This window comes from Shewanella sp. GD03713 (genome assembly GCF_029843705.1).
In the GTDB taxonomy this organism is placed as follows: Bacteria; Pseudomonadota; Gammaproteobacteria; order Enterobacterales; family Shewanellaceae; genus Shewanella.
On record NZ_JAOCIW010000001.1, the window covers coordinates 4,147,494 to 4,164,587 of the forward strand.

The 17,094-nt window shown below is 47.1% G+C and carries 13 protein-coding genes; 4 read left to right on the forward strand and 9 right to left on the reverse strand.

The genetic code is table 11. The features are described from left to right. Positions 1-101: 101 nt before the first annotated feature. Entirely contained in the window at positions 102-1,133 is a 1,032-nt protein-coding gene (locus tag N5E87_RS18180) for a galactose mutarotase (RefSeq protein WP_279770286.1), read from the forward strand. Positions 1,134-1,242: 109 nt separating this feature from the next. On the opposite strand, the gene N5E87_RS18185 is transcribed toward N5E87_RS18180, so the two are convergent. From N5E87_RS18185 to N5E87_RS18200, 4 genes are all read right to left on the reverse strand, one after another. Then, positions 1,243-1,647 (reverse strand): hypothetical protein, encoded by a 405-nt coding sequence (locus N5E87_RS18185; RefSeq protein WP_011718360.1) that lies wholly within the window; start codon positions 1,645-1,647, stop codon positions 1,243-1,245. A gap of 322 nt (positions 1,648-1,969) precedes the next feature. Continuing rightward, entirely contained in the window at positions 1,970-2,968 is a 999-nt protein-coding gene (locus tag N5E87_RS18190) for an NAD(P)H-quinone oxidoreductase (protein WP_279770288.1), read from the reverse strand. 162 nt (positions 2,969-3,130) lie between these two features. Next, positions 3,131-4,906, reverse strand: coding sequence for a sel1 repeat family protein (locus tag N5E87_RS18195; RefSeq protein ID WP_279775621.1), 1,776 nt, complete (start codon positions 4,904-4,906; stop codon positions 3,131-3,133). A 93-nt stretch (positions 4,907-4,999) separates the two neighbouring features. Continuing rightward, positions 5,000-6,349: a leucine-rich repeat-containing protein kinase family protein gene (locus N5E87_RS18200; RefSeq protein WP_279775622.1), complete on the reverse strand. Its 1,350-nt coding sequence runs from the start codon at positions 6,347-6,349 to the stop codon at positions 5,000-5,002. 168 nt (positions 6,350-6,517) lie between these two features. Here N5E87_RS18200 and N5E87_RS18205 point away from each other — a divergent pair, with 168 nt between their 5' ends. Further along, positions 6,518-7,942 carry a LysM peptidoglycan-binding domain-containing protein gene (locus N5E87_RS18205; protein ID WP_279775623.1) on the forward strand — a complete coding sequence of 475 codons (1,425 nt, stop codon included), beginning with the start codon at positions 6,518-6,520 and terminating at the stop codon, positions 7,940-7,942. Positions 7,943-8,006: 64 nt separating this feature from the next. Here the strand turns inward: N5E87_RS18205 and N5E87_RS18210 are convergent, their stop codons facing one another. The 5 genes from N5E87_RS18210 to N5E87_RS18230 all read right to left on the reverse strand — a co-directional run bounded on the left by N5E87_RS18210 (position 8,007) and on the right by N5E87_RS18230 (position 15,864). Next, positions 8,007-9,377: a DUF4397 domain-containing protein gene (locus tag N5E87_RS18210; protein ID WP_279775624.1), complete on the reverse strand. Its 1,371-nt coding sequence runs from the start codon at positions 9,375-9,377 to the stop codon at positions 8,007-8,009. A 472-nt stretch (positions 9,378-9,849) separates the two neighbouring features. Beyond that, complete coding sequence (gene yidZ, locus N5E87_RS18215) at positions 9,850-10,797, reverse strand: HTH-type transcriptional regulator YidZ (RefSeq protein WP_279775625.1); 948 nt, start codon at positions 10,795-10,797, stop codon at positions 9,850-9,852. Continuing rightward, positions 10,772-11,962 carry an MFS transporter gene (locus N5E87_RS18220; RefSeq protein ID WP_279775626.1) on the reverse strand — a complete coding sequence of 397 codons (1,191 nt, stop codon included), beginning with the start codon at positions 11,960-11,962 and terminating at the stop codon, positions 10,772-10,774. The genes yidZ and N5E87_RS18220 overlap by 26 nt, the downstream gene beginning before the upstream one ends. 186 nt (positions 11,963-12,148) lie before the next feature. Further along, a complete protein-coding gene (locus tag N5E87_RS18225; RefSeq protein WP_279775627.1) occupies positions 12,149-14,980 on the reverse strand; it encodes a M16 family metallopeptidase in 2,832 nt (943 codons plus the stop codon). A 290-nt stretch (positions 14,981-15,270) separates the two neighbouring features. After that, on the reverse strand, positions 15,271-15,864 hold the full coding sequence (locus N5E87_RS18230; RefSeq protein ID WP_279775628.1) for a hypothetical protein: 594 nt from the start codon (positions 15,862-15,864) through the stop codon (positions 15,271-15,273). 226 nt (positions 15,865-16,090) lie between these two features. Here N5E87_RS18230 and N5E87_RS18235 point away from each other — a divergent pair, with 226 nt between their 5' ends. Both N5E87_RS18235 and N5E87_RS18240 read left to right on the forward strand, forming a co-directional pair. Then, positions 16,091-16,333: a hypothetical protein gene (locus tag N5E87_RS18235; protein ID WP_000268227.1), complete on the forward strand. Its 243-nt coding sequence runs from the start codon at positions 16,091-16,093 to the stop codon at positions 16,331-16,333. Between the two features lie 295 nt (positions 16,334-16,628). After that, complete coding sequence (locus tag N5E87_RS18240; protein WP_088132037.1) at positions 16,629-16,889, forward strand: hypothetical protein; 261 nt, start codon at positions 16,629-16,631, stop codon at positions 16,887-16,889. Positions 16,890-17,094: the final 205 nt, after the last annotated feature.

A 17,094-nucleotide genomic window follows, 5' to 3' on the forward strand; every position in this document is an offset into this window, starting at 1 on the left:
CTTCCAGACAAATACCATACGAATTCAACCTTGAATCCTATGGTATTTGTTGTTTTTAAGAGGCAAAATCAAGCGGTTAAATCACATTAGAGGGAAACTAAATGGTGCGTTTCAGTGTACTCGATCCTTGGACCGATCCCCGCGGCGGTGAAATCGAACGTGTGCGGATAGACAATGGCATCATCGCCTTAGAAGTGCTCAGCTTAGGTGGCATTATTCGCTCACTTTGGACGCCCGATAAACAGGGCCAACGCGCCAATATCGTGCTTGGCTGCGACAGTGCCGAAGACTATCTAACCCAAAACGCCCACCTTGGCGCTATCGCAGGGCGCTTTGCCAACCGAATTGCGATGGGCAAGATGCAATATCAAGGGCATGAATATCAACTGGATATCAATCAGGCCAGCAACTGCTTGCACGGCGGCCGCGAAGGTTTTAATCGAAAAAACTGGCACTTAGGCCAACTTCCCGACGGTGTGCGTTTATCGTTAGTCAGCCCTGATGGCGACATGGGGTTCCCCGGCAATTGCACTGTCCAGTTAGACTATCGCCTCGCAGCCAATAATCTCTATGTGGAAATCCTCGCCTCGGTGGATAAACCTTGCCCCGTCAGTCTGACGCAGCATTCCTACTTCAACCTCGACGGCCTGCCGAATAATCATCAACATCGGATGCAAATCGATGCGACGCGCTACCTCACCATGAATGAGGTGGGCGTGCCTACGGGAATTGCCGAGGTCAAAAACAGTATTTTCGATTTAACTCAAGGCGTTACTCTTGGGGACAAACTCCAAGATCCGGCGCTGGCCAGCACCCAAGGTTATGATCATTGTTATCTCTTGGACAATCCCGATGGCGCGCTGCGCCGCTTTGGCTGCCTATCGAGCCCCGTCAGTGGTCGCGCCATGACAGTCTTTACCAATCAGCCCGGCGTGCAGCTCTACTGCGCGAACTTTTTAGCGGGAACCCTAGGGCGAAACCAACAAAGTTTGAATGCCTATCAGGGCGTGTGTATTGAACCGCAAAAATTACCTGACTCGCCTAATCAACCCCTACTGGGTGATGACGCTTGGTTAGTACCGGGGAAAATCTACCATCATATCAGCCGCTATCAATTTGATATTGAAGGCTAAAATGAATGCGTTTTGGGATAGGTTTTTCGAATAAAGGAAGGAAAAGCTGGTAAGGAATAAAGTGATTTATTCCTTACCTTAACCAAATTTGCCCTAGGCAAACTCAGTGTTAATCGTCGAAATCATCGCCCCAATCTTCATCAAAATCGGCGCCAATGGCATCGGTTTCAATTTCAGGCTCAACTTCAGCTTTAGCCTTACGAACAGGGCCTGAATCTTTGACATTGTTCAGGTCGATACGAGCTTGATGCTTGCCCATAAATTGAGCTCGAGCTGCTTTCCATGCGCCGCTAAACTTAGCTTCAGCCGCTTTTACCGCTGCATCATCTAAGTCATGTAGGTTCACTTTTACGATGTCTTCTACATACTCAACAATAGCATCACGTTCGGTATTGTAGAGGTAGATTCGTCCAGGGGAAGCCTCTGGCAGCTGGTTGTCATGGACGACAATCGCGGTGCCCTTCGATGTTCTCAGCTCACCATACCAAACCTGTTTCTTTGCTGTGTTATACATATATGCCAATACCCTTAAATCAACACATACACTATGAGTTTTTTAGTCTGAATAAGCGAAGCGTCGCTTGCTTTGATCCACGAATCGCGCCGGAAAGTCTCTGACGTTTTCAACTGGGTATTTTTACAGAATATTTCCGATAATCAATGCCTCATACCATGAAATTTTCACTTATTACGCATTAATTTCGGCCAAAGTCTCTAAAAAATTTTGTCATTAACGACTTTAGTCTAAAAAAACATCACAGCAAGTTTTAATTCGGCAGCCCGCCTCCATCAAAGGATTGAGGCGAGTGCGTTTACACAGATGTAGCCAGGTAGGATCACAAGGTTAATACGACTTTGCCTCTATGTTCTCCCGACTGCATCAGCGCATGGGCCTTGGCCGCCTCGGCCAGTGGAAAGGTGGCACAGATATGCGGCACGATTTGCTGACTATCGAGCAAAGGCCAAACCTGCTCACTTAATTGCTTGGCGATTTCGGCTTTTGCCGCAACGCTCTGCGGTCTTAAGGTTGATCCCGTCCACACAATACGTTTGGCCATCAACTGCAGAATGTTCACCTCTGCCTTACCGCTACGTTGGGTCGACACTGACACCATGCGGCCATCTAGCGCTAATGCTTGAAGATTCAAGTTGATAAAGTCGCCACCAGCAATATCAAACACCACATTGACGCCCTTGCCTTGGGTAAAGGCCATGACTTCTTCCACGAAGTTCTGGGTGTTGTAGTTCACCACTAGATGGGCGCCTAATCCGGCGCAATAGTCGCGCTTAGCATCCTGCCCCGTGGTCGCAATCACGGTCGCACCAAGATGCTTAGCGAGGGAAATCGCCGTGCTGCCAATGCCACCCGAGCCACCGTGGATCAACACGGTTTCACCCGCCTTGAGTCCCGCGCGCATAAAGAGGTTGCCCCACACAGTGAAAAAGGTTTCGGGCAGCGCCGCCGCTTGCACCTCAGAAAAGCCCTGTGGAATAGGTAAACAATGCTCAGCATAGGTTAAGGTGTACTCACCGTAGCCACCGCCGGGCACTAAAGCACAAACCTTATCTCCTAACTGCCATTGAGTCACGCCGTCGCCCAAGGCGCAGATCTCCCCCGCGACTTCCAGCCCAATAATCGGCGATGCCCCAGGTGGTGGTGGATACATTCCCATCCTTTGTTTGATATCGGGTCCATTCACCCCGGCTGCGCGGTTACGAATCAAGACTTGGCCAGCACTCGGTACGGGCAATGGCGAGCGTGTCAGCTGCATCACCTCAGGCTCGCCGGGCTGCTCAAGATAAATATGCGTGTAATCATGGGGTAATTCGGACATAACGTGCTCCTAGGAGAATACAGAGTACTGCCGCTAACAAGGCAGTCTTCATTGCTCGTTAGCAGCCATTTAAGGCATAGCTGGATATGGGGATAAATCGATAATCATAGCGACGATAGGGCTAGACTATCCCAAGTTCAAACACTAAAACTGGCATGACTCTCAAAGCTTTTCAAGCGCTTGTACTCTTGCCTTGGCCTTAGCTTCGTAATCATTCGTAAAGGATTTAGCCAGTTCAATGCTGTGCTGATAGAGCGCAAGGGCGCTCTCTGGCTCAACACTGCCACCTTCGCCCGTATCGAGTAGGCTCGCAAGCTGAAAATAGGCACGCCCCAACACATCCCGCTGCATGCCTTGTTTATCGCCCTGCGAAACCACTTTTTCGAGCCAGATGCGCGCTTGGTGCGCATCACGCGTGTCGGGTTTTAACAGAATATCCGCATACTCAGCGGCAACATAGAGGTCGCGCTCGGCGGCAATCTGCCAAAACTCTTGGCTTTGTGCAAAATCCTCGAGCAAATAATAGTAATCACTGGCCGCGCTATGGGCTAAGGCTGGATCAGCCTGCACGCTCATACGATAGTGAGTTAACGCTGCCGTTGCATCATGGTAGGGCGACCAAGGCAATGCTTGGTACAGCGCCATCATACTCATGGCCTCGGGAACACCTTGATTAACCAACTGATTTAACTGCTCCCAAGCGCTGTCTTGGACGCTTTTCGCCTCGGCCGTATTCGGTTTGCCTTGCAGTATGGTCTCAAATGGCTGACGAATCAGTTCCAACTTGGCCTCGACATCCCCAAGCCTTGCCGCGCGTTGTAGCCAATAACGGCTCTGCTCAACCTCGCCCGCATAGGCTGCCTGTGATTGCATCCACTGAATCGCAATCAAGTCATCGCCCTCGGCCGCCTCTCGGTAGTATTTGCGCGCTTTTTCTTCATCCTTCGCCAGCGCATGACCAGCCCAATAGATATGTGCTAACAATCGCTTATCTTCGGCCTTGCTGCTCTTACTTAAGGTATTGAGCATAGATTCAGGCTTGCCATAGGCATACAGATGAACATCCCCGCGCGGATAACGATACTCAGTGCCATCGGGATAATGAACCGAGATATGCTCAGGCTGACGCCACACATTCACTTGATAATCTGGCAGAATTTCGGGATTAAACTGCACCCGCAGCACTGGCTGTTTATCAAAACGCACCATTTGTGTCGCCGCGCTTGACCATAAACGGCTGCTCGATTGCAGATTACTCTTAAGCTTTACCTCAAAGGGGCTATCGGTCTTAGGGCTGTAAATCACCACAGGGTAATACACGGGATTGAGACTAAGCGGCAACGCCGCTACCAGATTGGTATCTTCTTCGCTGCCAGCAAGCACGGGCTCGATAGTCAGCTCCTGACTCAAATAAAAGCCATCATGGGGCGAGGCTTTGGTCGCTGGTTCGCTCGATGTTAATAGCGGTGACGTATGTAAATAGTCATCTTTTAATGACTTAACCTTTTGCCAGATGGGATGACTTGGCTGCAGGGTAAGGTCGAGGACTAAATCCTCTAATTGCCAATCGCAATCTCCACCCCCTTGCAGGGCTAACGTCAGGTTAAAAGGTTTGGCATTGTCGGTCGTATCAATGGCCTGTCGCAGAACCGAACTCTTATTCAGCGTGGCGCGATAGGGGTTGGCAATATCACCACTCGGAAAACGGATTTCTTTGCGGGTACACACGGAGGAAGTGTAATAACCCACTAATTCGAGCTGAGTGTGGGCGGGTAAAGTCCCTGTAAACTCGAAACGCTGCGCTGTGTTGGGCGGCGTAGTTTGGTCGACGGGCTGTTCCCGCTGCCATAACTTATCCGAAAATCCCAACCAAACAGATACAGAGAGCAACGCGCTTAAGCAGAGGCTTAGCCAAAACAGTTTTGAAATCGAACTCATAATGCCAGCTCTCCATTGCTGATGAGATTTAGTCGCTCTTGCTGTAATGTCTCTGCATCGGTTTTCACCAATGGAACCACCCCTTGAGTTTTCCTACACTTCGCATGCTTGAGCTTGCCACAATCTGGCTAATAACTTCGCGATATCCCTAAAAGATGGACGGCAAGATAACTCAGGTTGCATACATAGCTCTGTTAACTGCCGCAATTGAGCTCGCAGCGCGTCGGCTCTATCAGCACCAGCAAAGGGCAATAAATCTTCAATCAAACAACCCAGCGCCCGCACCTCAATGGCCTGCATGGCACTACGCTCCGATGTAGATAATTTTGCTAAGTTTGAGGCGGCACCGAAGTCACCGAACAGCAGTGACATTTGCTGATTAATCATCATATTGTGCGCATACACATCACCATGGCTGATATGCTGGGCGTGCATATGCGCGAGAGTCTCAGACAACTGCAAGGCTATCTTAACTATGTCCTTAAGGCTGAATTCGGTCCCCGCCTTAAAGGTATCGCGGGTGCAGGTTTCGAGGGAGGGCGGTAAACCTAAGTTATAAAACCCTTGGGGGATTAACGCCATCACTAGCCCTAGCTGATCCTTCTGGCTGATATGCGCTAAAACCTTGATGAGATTTGGATGCTCGCCCGTGGTTAAACAACAATCCAATTCATCGGCAGGGTAACCGTCACTGGTCACCTCACCCTTAAATAGCTTAACCGCGATCTGCTCAGTCCCCGTGGTGGCAACCATCGCAGGATTTAACCAACGCCCCTGATAAATAATACCCGAGGCGCCCTCACCCAATTTGTCACCGAGGGCAATATCCGCTAATGACACATTGGGTACACTGGCCACATCGGCATGGGGGTCGACTAGCGTATGACTAAAGGGATTGCCCGCAAACGCCAGCCAAGTGAGTTTAGGCAGCTTAAGCAACCAATTCGGCAGCGCGGCTAAAGCATTTGCCGACAAACGCACTAGCTCTAGGTTATGGCATTGGGCCATGGATGCTGGCAGCGAGGTTAACCGATTGCCCGCTAAGGCTAATTTTTGCAGGCGATACAACTGCCCCATACGTTCGGGCAAGGCGGTTATTTGGTTATCCGTTAAGATCAACCAGCGGGTATGCAAGGGCAATGACGCCTCAGGAACCGAACGAATTTGATTCGCCTTAAAGCCAATCATCTCCAGTTTAGGGCACTGACCTAACACTTCGGGCAACACTTCAAAGCGGTTATTGGAAGCAAACAAGATCTTCAAATGAGTTAAGCGATGTAAATCTTCAGGCAGTGAACTGAGCTGGTTATTGGATAAGTCGAGGATCTCAAGGGTATCGGCTAAATCGAAGATCTCCCGCGGGAACTCGGTTAAATTTTCAACCAATTGTAAACGAGTAATCCCTTGTAATTGTCCCGCTTTTAACTGCGCTAACGTCTGCACTCTGTAATCCACTGCTATGAAAAATCACCGCTATCTTAGCCCATTTGAGGCTAAATCTAAATGAGACCTAGGTGGTCAAATTTCCAGCAAAGCTATTCACAAATGCGAAAACAGATTAGCATGTGCCAAATCATGGAATACCAAGTCATCACAGATTACAGGACAATCATGCGGAAAACCTTTCGCCAACCCCATGCCTTAGCTGCGCTCGTGGTCGCCATCTTGATGGGCCAGCTAAGCGGCTGCGCAACCACGTCGGCGCAAACGTCGCCTACGGAATACGCCGCAGCCTTGCCAGAAGCCGAAGGCAATAGCGAACACACTGCACAACCTCAGCATGTTGAAACGGAAGTTATCGACGAGCGTTACGCCGATGTGTGGGAAAAAATTCAACACGCCCGCACCATTGATGTGCATGACGATGCCGAAGTCCGCAAACAGCGTAACTTTTTCGATGATAAGCAAAAGTTTATGACTCAGGTGACCCAGCGCGCCGAGCCATTTTTATACTATATTGTCAGCCAACTCGAAGCCCGCAACATGCCGCTCGAACTGGCACTCCTGCCGATTGTTGAGAGTGGTTATAACCCGCTCGCTCAGGCAAATGGCCCCGCAGGGCTCTGGCAAATGATCCCTGCCACGGGACGTAATTTTGGCCTGACCATCAACTCGGCCTACGATGGCCGTAAAGATGCGCTGGCCTCGACCGATGCCGTACTCGACTATTTACAGCACTTACACGACACCTTAGGTAACGACTGGATCAACGCCGTTGCGGGTTATAACAGTGGCGAGCTAGTGATCAAAGCCGCTATCGATAGAAACAAAGCTAAGGGCAAACCCACGGATTTCTGGTCGCTGAATATTCCAGCTCGCCAAGTGCAAACCGTGCCTAAATGGCTGGCCTTTATTCAAATTATCCGCGCACCTAGCCATTACAATCTCAAGGTGATGCCGATTGCCAATCGCCCATTTTTGGAGCGTTTACCTGCACCTAACGGCGTTGAACTCAGCCAAATCGCCAATGCTGCGGGACTCACTAAGGCGGAGTTTAAAACCTATAACCCTGGTTATCGCCAAAGCGTGATCCCAAGTAAGGGCAAATACCAAATCGCCCTGCCGATTGAAAACATCGGCCAATATCAAGAGAATCAGCACCAGTTGTCCGCGCAAAAACATTACGACAGCCAAAGCTATATTGTGAAATCCGGCGATAGCCTAGGCACAATTGCTGCGAAATTTGATATCTCAGTCAAAGAGTTAAAGCAGGCAAACAACCTCAGCTCCGATAGAATTAAAATCGGCCAAGAGTTAACCTTGTTAACGCCGATGACAAGCGAAGATAACGCCTCGAGCGAGACGCCAAAACAGAGCAAAGCTCAAACAACGTCTCAAGCGGCTAAGGCTAAAACCAGCAGTAATACCGCTGACAAGCCCGCGGCGAAAGCCAGCACTTATAAGGTAAAGTCCGGTGACTCGTTAGATAAAATCGCGCGCAAAAACAAAGTGAAGCTCGCGGATTTAATGAAGTGGAACCAGCTCAATGCCAAGAGCATTATTAAGCCTGGCCAAGAGCTAAAACTGTCGGAATAAAAACGGTGAAGATGAAAAAGCACTACCAAGGTAGTGCTTTTTTATTGCCTAATCTATTTAGCGATTAAAGCTTAACAAGGTTATAGCCAAAGCTGGTTGAAGCGTCCTTATTCAGCACCATAGTGACATTATCTTCGTTATTAAAATCCATCATTTCTGATGCATAAACCACTGTCTTAGTGCCATTTTCCACCGCAATCACCTTGATAGAATACTCCCCTTTTGGTACCACTAAGGATTGCGGCGCAGTAGGGTTAACCGCACTGATCTTATAGGCTGCGGTTTCAATAGTGTCGTTCGCCTTTAAGAAGTACAGCGTCAGGTTACTCTTGTCGGCAAAACTGACGATATCACACTTGAAGCTGTAGGGACTCGGCGTTTGCGTTTGCTTCATCTCCATCGCTTTCACTTGGCTACCTTCTTCGGTAGCTTGCTCATAGATAAAGATGGTTTTGATCTCATCCTGATTAAGGGTAATCAGCACATTATCAAGCAGTTTAGCTTGGCTAGTATGGTCAAACACGCTCACGCCAAAGTCATTAAACTCAGCGCCTTGATAAGCCGTCACGCCAAAGGGAGCCACATTGCTAAATAGGGCTTCTTGCTTGTTGCTCACGACTTTGACATCGACATTATGTTCAGCCAAGCCATTGAATACCCTAAAATCGACACTGCTTTCGAGGGCTACATGGTTACGCACATTGGTGGTCGAATCCACGCTATCTAAGCTGATTTTGGCATCCGAAGCGCCAAAGCTTTCCCGTAAAATCAACTTATAGGGCACCTTAGTCTTAAAGTTAATGCTTGCCGTGGTGTAGCTCACGTTGGCCGTTCCCGCAGGGGCGAGGTAAACCTTGTAATCCCCAGTGTCTAAAATCTGCGGTGTCGAAACTTCACCGTAGGCTACACTGCCTAGCATCACAGCATCGGCAAAGCTTTGATCGGCTTTGGCAATATAGGCATCGTAGGCAGGCGCATCCATCGCCGTATGGGCGATAAATAATTGCATTTTGCTCTTGTCCGCTTCGGCATTTTGCTTATCTAACTCAGTGCGGGAGTAATTGATATTCAGCAGCGATGGCGAGGCAAAATCCCCATGTAAGATGAAGAAGTGATCGGTTGCGGTTTTTAAATCGATATCCTCTTTATAGAGCGAAATATCTTTGTTCGACGCATCCTTACCCATTACCTCGACGGCACTCACGCCGGGTGTCGACATGAACCTTGGCATGGCATCGGCGTAATTCACACTCTCATAGGTTTTATCGCCAATCTTCAGTGCAGTTGCCGTGCTCCCCACAGAGGCATTGTAAAATTGCACATAGGTATCGGTCTTCGAGGTGTCCTCATCCTTGTTATCGGAGCCACCACAAGCGGTCACCCCCAAACAGGCGAAGGTTAAAACCGCGAATCCTTTTAGTTTATTGTTGAGCATCGTATCCCTCATTAGCAGACAAAAAATTCAGTTAAGTCTACGCAGTTATACAATGACAACAACGGCAATTTCCACTTAAAACTCAAACAAATATTTCACAAACTCAATAGCTTAACAAACATTTCAATAACAATATCAAAGTTGATACAAATCACATTTTTTAGGCGCTTAATTGATACAAATAAGATTGAAGACAAAGGCGGTATCGTCTGATGTACCTATGTTATTTCAGCATGTGAATTGAATATGCTGTGATGCTAGCCACTATTGAACAATATTTAATCGAGCAATCAGGGCCGTGGGCGAACTTTCGATATTGATATCTATAAACGCCTGCTGCATACCGAGATAGTATTTATCCCCGTCTGCGGCACCAACAATTAATGCTCTCCAAACAACCTTTGTGCCCGCAGTTAGACATTGCACAATAAAGTAAACACGGTAAATATCAGCTTTAATCCTGCGTCTGTGGCTAAAAAATGGCTTTTATCCTGTTTCGCAGCCAAGTGATTTTGGGGTTATAGCTGTTTCTTTTATGCCAAATTAAGGTAAAAGGAATGGCGAGTTTATCAAGATATTCGCCACTTATCGGGATTGGGCGACTCACTAAATCAGGGTGTAGTTGACGAGCATATTGCTCACAATATTGCGGTGCAATTGCCATCATGCTGTGGTGAGGCTCTGCCGCGACAAACAGAGACTGCTCAAAACTGGCTAAGGTCAGCACTATATTGCGAGTTAACCCAAGTTCGATAAGCACATCATCCAAGGCCCAAGTTTCACTCTTTTCCCACAAGATATTGATATGCGGATATTTAAGAAAAGTGTCTATGTTCCACTCTTCTTGCAAGGCGGGATGATCGCGGCGTAAGTACACCCGAGGGAGATCGGTAAATAAAACCTCAAAATCGATAAAATAAGGCAGTAAATCAAGGGATTCCTTCGAGCGGGGATGACTCTCTCGGCCAGTAAACCCCATGTCGGCCTCACCGCGAACAATGGCCTCGAGTGAATCATAATCCCAATTACGCACCTTCACTTTTGCATCTGGGTAGTGCTGGTAAATGGCCTGCGTTAATTGATTAAGCATAATGAGCGATAAAGGGGACTCAAGCATCAGCTCGAAGCTAAGCCCTTTCGCCATATCGTCCCCGCGCTTGCCCATAAGCTGTTTGCCCATTTGCAACCAATCGGCTAAGTCCTGCTCCATGCTTTGGGCTAATGGCGTGAGCTGCAATCCTTGAGGTGTTTTAATGAATAACGGATCGTCAAACCAATCGCGCAACTTCGCCAACGATTTACTCACGGTCGATGGCGTAACATTGAGCTTTTTGGCGGCCTTAGATACGCTCCGCTCCTGCGATAACAGCTGAAAAGTAAACAACAGATTGAGGTCAAGCCGACTCAGGGATTTGCTCATTCGCTACCATTTCCGACAATTTAGGCACAGCTAACATTAGCGTGATACTTATCAGCGCTCCAACGGTGAGGATAACTAATAATATATTAATCGCACTCACTTCGAGCAGCCCCATCACCCAAATATACAAGGCCGAAGTACAGACTTGGGCTATCCCCAGTAATGAGCTAGCCACCCCAGCCCTCGCCACAAATGGGCTGAGCGCCTGACTCATGGTCACCCCAAATCCAATCGCAAACCCTGAACATACCAAACCAAAACCGAGCAGATTGAATAACTGACCCAACCAGCCCAATTGGGTCAAGATGAACACCAGCACTGCTGCGGCAAATAATGTCTGAGAGAACAAAATTAGCGATTTTTCTTTAAACTGGTTAAGCAAAAAGGGCGTCGAAAATGAGGCCAGCATACTTACCAATGCAGTCATCGCCATAGTGTTGGAATATTGGCCTCGGTCAAACCCCATCTGCCCCATAATCAGCATGGGAGACACATTCACATAGCTTAAAATCGTGGTTACGCCTAAGGTCGTTATAACCACGCGGCTGATAAAAAAGCCTTGTTTAAAGGATTCAGTTTGTACTCTAGGCAAAGTTTGACTGTGAAATGACGCTTTAGAATAAGTCTCACGCAAGACGAACAGACATAGTCCAAACACCAGCAATCCCATTACCGCCATAGTGTAAAACAAACTCGGCCACGGAAACCTAAGCATAATTAAATGCCCAATGACAGGCGCGATCACAGGGATAATACAGGTCACGCCATTCACCATTGAGAGCACTTTAGCGCGGCGCTTATCGTCTAAGACATCACGCAAAATCGCGAACGCGACGACATAACAACAACCCGCCCCGACTCCTTGCACAAAGCGAGCGATTAAAAACAGATCACTGCTTTGCGAGCGCGCCGCAAAATAGGAAGCTAACGCAAACAGTAAGGTACCAAAGAGCGTGATAGGTTTACGCCCAATCCTATCTGCTAAACTGCCCGCAAACAGCATAGTCGTCGCCATGCCCGCAAGATACACAGAAAACGCAATGTGCAGCTGCGCCTCAGTCGCCCCAAGTTGATTGGCGATTTGTGGCAATCCCACCAAGTACATATCTATCCCTGTCGGGTACATTAGGACCAAACCAAAGCAACACAAAAGATATCGAAACATGACATGAACACCCTGCAAAAAGTTGCGTTTAGCCTAATGTGAGCGTGGCTTAAACGTGAGTGGCATTTTCGACAACAGCGATTTCCAATTGCGACTGAGAGGTATTGCAATGATCAATAAAACCAACCCTCCTGTGACACGACTATCACAGGAGGGAGATCTTCAAAGGGATTATGATTTAATCGCTCACTGAGCCGTGATGGGTGCAGGTAAGGTTTCGATGGTTAAACGCTTATCATCCTTGAGGTATTTCTGCGCCAATTGGCTTAACTCGGCAGGCGTGATCTGCTGCACCAGCGCCAATCGTTGGTTAAAGCCCGCAAAACGCTCCGGTTGGCTTTGGGCGGTTGAGGCCAAATCTAACCAAAAGTTATTGCTTTGCGGCGCCATATGCATCCACTCCAACACAGGTTGGCGGGCGCGATTGAGTAAATCCTCACTGATCCCCGAAGGCGTTTTGACTTGCTTAACTGCGACGGCGTAATACTTAGCCACCTCTGGCAACATGGCCTTAGTTGTCACGCTAAATAAGCCAAGATAACCATAACCCGTTGGGTTTAAGTCACTGTATGAAAATGCCGAGGGTGAATAACTCGCCCCCGCTTTTTCGCGAACATTTTCAGTGAGTAGGATGTTTAGTACCTGCTCGAGCAAACCTAAACCCACTAGTTCACGGGGATTGCTCATATCCGTCGTCGGCCATACCTGCGCTAGTGCCGCCATATCGACTTGACCATAATGGGTCAGGCTTATTTGTGCCGGCACTTTGGGAAATACAGGCACAATCGTCTGCCCCTTAGGGATCGGCTGTCGCGCAATGGCTCCTAGGGTTTGTGCAACCTCGGCAATCGCTTTGTCTTCATCAAAATCCCCAACAATCGCCAGTTCAATCGCCCCCTGCTGAACGGCAGAATGGAAGCTAGGCGCGAGTTCGGCAAACTGCCGCTTGAGGATTTCATCAGGATTACCGTAGCCATAACGTTTGTCGCCATTGTGAGCAATACGGGCAAACTGATTCGAAAACTCCAGTTGCGGATTGCTATGAATGCTCTGCTGCTCAGCAATCACTTGCTCACGGAATAACTGCTCGGCTTGCTTATCCATACCGGGATCGACTAGGTAAGCCGTTAGCACGCCTAATTGGGTGCGAAGTTCGGCAGCATTGGTGCTGATCTCGCCGCCAAAACTCTGTTCACGCAGACTCAAGCCCACCGAGATATCTTGCCCAGCCAAAATATCCTGCAAACTGTCCCAATCGTGCAGCCCTAAACCGCCCTGCACAAAGGCGCTATTAAACAGGTAAGACAAACCATCTAGCTCAGGGAATGACACCTCGCCAAAGCCGATATTGAGACTTACCAGCGTCATCCCCTGATTAAAGGGGGTGGGTTTTACATTGAGGCGCACACCGTTAGCAAACTCTAGCTTACGGATCCCAGTTGCGGTATCGCGCTGATCGGCAACAATCCGCCCAGCCTCACCAAATTGACTATAGGCAAACTCGGCAATGTTCTTGGTTTCGGGGGCTTTTACGGCTTGCTTTCGGCTCGCGTCGTAGGCGGCTAAGAGTTGTTTTTCAATATGCTCAATGGGTTTGTTATTGGTGAGATACAGATAAGGTATCCCTTCCCAAGCCTGTTTAAACGACTGCTGCAGTTTTTGCGGCGTGATGCTTGGCATCAGCTTTTCAAACAGCGCCAATTGCCATGCGGGTTCCACAGGCACACGTCGGCTCGCCACTGTATTCACTAGGCTTTCGGCAATATTGACACTGTGGATGGTGTTACTGCCAGCGGCACTGAGCTGATAGCCCTTGTGCATCCGCTTAAGTTGCTGATCGATTTCCTGTTGACTAAAACCAAATTCCAGCGCCTGACGCAGGGTTTGCTCTAATAGTGCAAGTCCTTGCTGCCAGTTGTTTTCCTGCGTCCCCAAGGTCATTTGCGTGCCGTAGGCAATATCGTATTGTGGGCCGATTTGTAAGCTTACGCCGTATAAACCTTGGCTGTGTAGCAACTGTGATTCTAGGCGGCGATACAAAATACCATGGGCAAGCTCTAATAAAATCTCCTGCTCACGCAGTGCAATCGTATCTGGCTTAGGGGGTTGCGGTTTTAACAGCCCGAGGGAAACCGAGGTTTGCAGGCTTGGGTCAAAAAATGCCGCCGCCTCAACAGTGGTTTTAGCCTGTACCGTGCCTATGGATTGTGCCTTCACCCCAACAGCCTGCGGCGCGGCTTGCCAGTCGGTAAATTGCTGTTTGATCTTTTGTTCGATACGATCAACATCAATATCCCCCACCACAATTAAGCTGGTACGGGATGGCGTATAAAAACGCTGATAGAGGGACAATAACTTGTCACGATTCGCATTTTGAATGCTCGTCGCCTCTCCCACGGGAAAGCGCTGCGACAGCAAGGTTTGCGGCATTAAAAAGGTTAACTGATGGCGATAGTTTTCTAAATCGGCGCTACTGCGCTCACGCAATTCAGACAAGACCACCGCCTTTTCACGCTCGATAAGGGCGGGATCCAGCAACAGATTACTGGCGATTTCGCGCATTAAAAACAAAGCGGTATCGACTTTATCTTGGCTATTGCTCGGTAAATTAAACTGATAAACCGTCTGCTGGAATTCAGTCACCGCATTGGTGTCGGCCCCAAAACTTAAACCTAAGCGTTGTAAGGTCGGGATCATCTCCCCCGCCGCGAGTCCGGTAGAGCCATTAAATGCCATATGCTCTAAAAAATGCACTAGACCTTGTTCGGCATCCGTTTCCATCACAGAGCCTACATCTACCCGCATACGGACGATAACCGCCTGTTCAGGAGTTTTGTTGTTCACCAACAGATAGTGCACCCCATTAGCCAGGGTGCCTGTGTGTACTCGCGGACTTAAGGGTAAATCGGCCGACTCAGGCCACAGCGGCGCTTCAACCGCCCTTAGGGGTAAGGCCACGCTGATAAATAGCAGCCATAGCCACAGGGGTTTAAACTGGATTCGCTTGAAATTATTCATAAAAATTCATTTTCTCCCCCCAATTGGGTTCATTAACCGGAGAAAATGCTTACCTCAGTACTGATAAATTGACTTTTTACTATAGCCGCTAAAAGGCTTTAAGTCACAAAATCAATACCTTACACCGTACCAAAAATATCAAAACCATGAATCAATAAGAAAAAATAATATTAGAGCTTGAAAGTATATGAGGGAAAACTCGTTGTTAACTTTATAAAAATATTCCTCTGTCACACTGCCACACATTGGCAATTCAGAACAGGCTTAATTAAAGCCTGTTTTATTCTAAATTAAGCAAGTCTGACTAACACAGTTAATGCATAGATAACCATAGCCCAATAGAAACCCAAAAGAGCAATCCAGATCCAATTCAACCAAGTTAAACTTGAATTATCCTCATAGTCTAAAGGTTCAAGCGCAAAGTTAATTGCTTTTTGAGCTTCATACAATGGATACAAAACTGCTAAAGGTATAAAAATAGAAATTAAAATAAAAAATGTTGGTAAAACTTCAATTTTATTAAGAATACTAGAGACTACGATAAGTAAAACGTAAGCTGTCGCTAAAGCTGAATGATTCCAACGATAGCTTCTATTATCTTCTTTAATATATTCATTAACATAAACGAACAAAGAGTGTGTAAAAAATACCGTAAAAATGCATCGAGCAATAGGCCATGCATCTAAATCATAATACTCTTTTAATGCCTGCCATTGCTTATAAAACCAATAAATTTGATATAGACCAAAGGTGGCAACAAACATAATTGTCAATTTAGCAAGAGAAACGTGAAACAGTGGAATTCTCTGAATATTGTTATCTACTGTTATTTGTTTTTCATCACTTTTTAATGGATTACTTTCCTGACTTATTACATCTTCCATGGAAGAATTCCTTTCTTTTAGTAATTGTCATAACGTTAATTTATTTTCAAAAGTTAGAGTCCTTTAGTGAACCCAAACAATCCACCCTAAATCATAACAACTGTTAACAACTACGCAAAGAAAATTATTCAAGGACAGACAAGGCATATATAAACAAAAAGCCCTGCACAATATGGCAGGGCTTTTAAAAAACGATTATTTACACTGTAAAAGTAGGAAAATTAGAATGGCAGTTCACATAAAGTTATGCCAAAAGCCATTCAAGCTATTAAAAGTATTGCCTTTTATTGTAAAAAAAGCCAATTTTGTTAAGTTAAACTCAAATATTGTCAACGATTTGAGCAAGAACTATGGAGTGTTCGCCGCTGAGCGTAAAGATAGCATCTTGACACTTTCGGCGACAGCACCTAATCAACAAAACGCCAACTGGATCTTGGAATATCCAGTTGGCCATGATTATCTCCTGTGATTATGGAGGAGTACCTTGAGAGATAGCCTCCCGAGGGTAAGGGTATTGCTGTTTAGGGCCAGCTACCGCTATAGCCAGCGAGCGCTGACAGTGAGTAAAGAGTATGACAGGGACCAAAAAGGATAAAACTCTGTAATTGCCCTTTTAAGGTGCAAAAGACAAGTTTTCCTGAACAAAGGATAAGATGAGAAGTATGATTATTCACTTATGAGTGGGTTAAACTATCCAAACATGAGGTTCTAAGAAGAACTTTCACATGTGAAAGTTTTTCAGCTAGCCCCCTAAGGAGAAAAAGATGGGTAGAACACTGGAAGATATTATTGCAGAACAGCCTCAAAATCTTGTTGAATCTGCTCAGAAAATAGCTTCAAAGCAGCTAATACATATCCATTTAATCGAGTTACTAGAACGTATCGGGGCTGATGCAGACTGCCACATTGATAACTGCACGATCGATAGCCTACAGAGACTGAAACAGCTTGTTGAATCATCAGGAGGAAAACTTCGCCTTCATATCGATCTGCCGGATGGTTCAAATCACGGTTTTAAGCTGTGACTCGCTAACTTTCACATGTGAAAGTTAAGGTAACGTTGTTCTAAATCCCAAAAGTGTACGTATGTAACTATCACATGGAATGCACAGACTCATACACGATCAGACATTTATAGATTGGGCACTTGATCTAGTACCAAAGTCTTCACATAGCCCCCTTAAAATTATAATGCTAAGCTAACAGGTAGTGGTGTTGCAGCTTAATCAC

What these genes read in the sequence shown, in the direction of transcription:
- N5E87_RS18180 (WP_279770286.1), top strand. Translation starts at nt 102, where the DNA reads ATGGTGCGTTTCAGTGTACTCGATCCTTGGACCGATCCCCGCGGCGGT.
- N5E87_RS18185 (WP_011718360.1), bottom strand. Translation starts at nt 1,647, where the DNA reads ATGTATAACACAGCAAAGAAACAGGTTTGGTATGGTGAGCTGAGAACA.
- N5E87_RS18190 (WP_279770288.1), bottom strand. Translation starts at nt 2,968, where the DNA reads ATGTCCGAATTACCCCATGATTACACGCATATTTATCTTGAGCAGCCC.
- N5E87_RS18195 (WP_279775621.1), bottom strand. Translation starts at nt 4,906, where the DNA reads ATGAGTTCGATTTCAAAACTGTTTTGGCTAAGCCTCTGCTTAAGCGCG.
- N5E87_RS18205 (WP_279775623.1), top strand. Translation starts at nt 6,518, where the DNA reads ATGCGGAAAACCTTTCGCCAACCCCATGCCTTAGCTGCGCTCGTGGTC.
- N5E87_RS18210 (WP_279775624.1), bottom strand. Translation starts at nt 9,377, where the DNA reads ATGCTCAACAATAAACTAAAAGGATTCGCGGTTTTAACCTTCGCCTGT.
- yidZ (WP_279775625.1), bottom strand. Translation starts at nt 10,797, where the DNA reads ATGAGCAAATCCCTGAGTCGGCTTGACCTCAATCTGTTGTTTACTTTT.
- N5E87_RS18220 (WP_279775626.1), bottom strand. Translation starts at nt 11,962, where the DNA reads ATGTTTCGATATCTTTTGTGTTGCTTTGGTTTGGTCCTAATGTACCCG.
- N5E87_RS18225 (WP_279775627.1), bottom strand. Translation starts at nt 14,980, where the DNA reads ATGAATAATTTCAAGCGAATCCAGTTTAAACCCCTGTGGCTATGGCTG.
- N5E87_RS18230 (WP_279775628.1), bottom strand. Translation starts at nt 15,864, where the DNA reads ATGGAAGATGTAATAAGTCAGGAAAGTAATCCATTAAAAAGTGATGAA.
- N5E87_RS18235 (WP_000268227.1), top strand. Translation starts at nt 16,091, where the DNA reads ATGGCAGTTCACATAAAGTTATGCCAAAAGCCATTCAAGCTATTAAAA.
- N5E87_RS18240 (WP_088132037.1), top strand. Translation starts at nt 16,629, where the DNA reads ATGGGTAGAACACTGGAAGATATTATTGCAGAACAGCCTCAAAATCTT.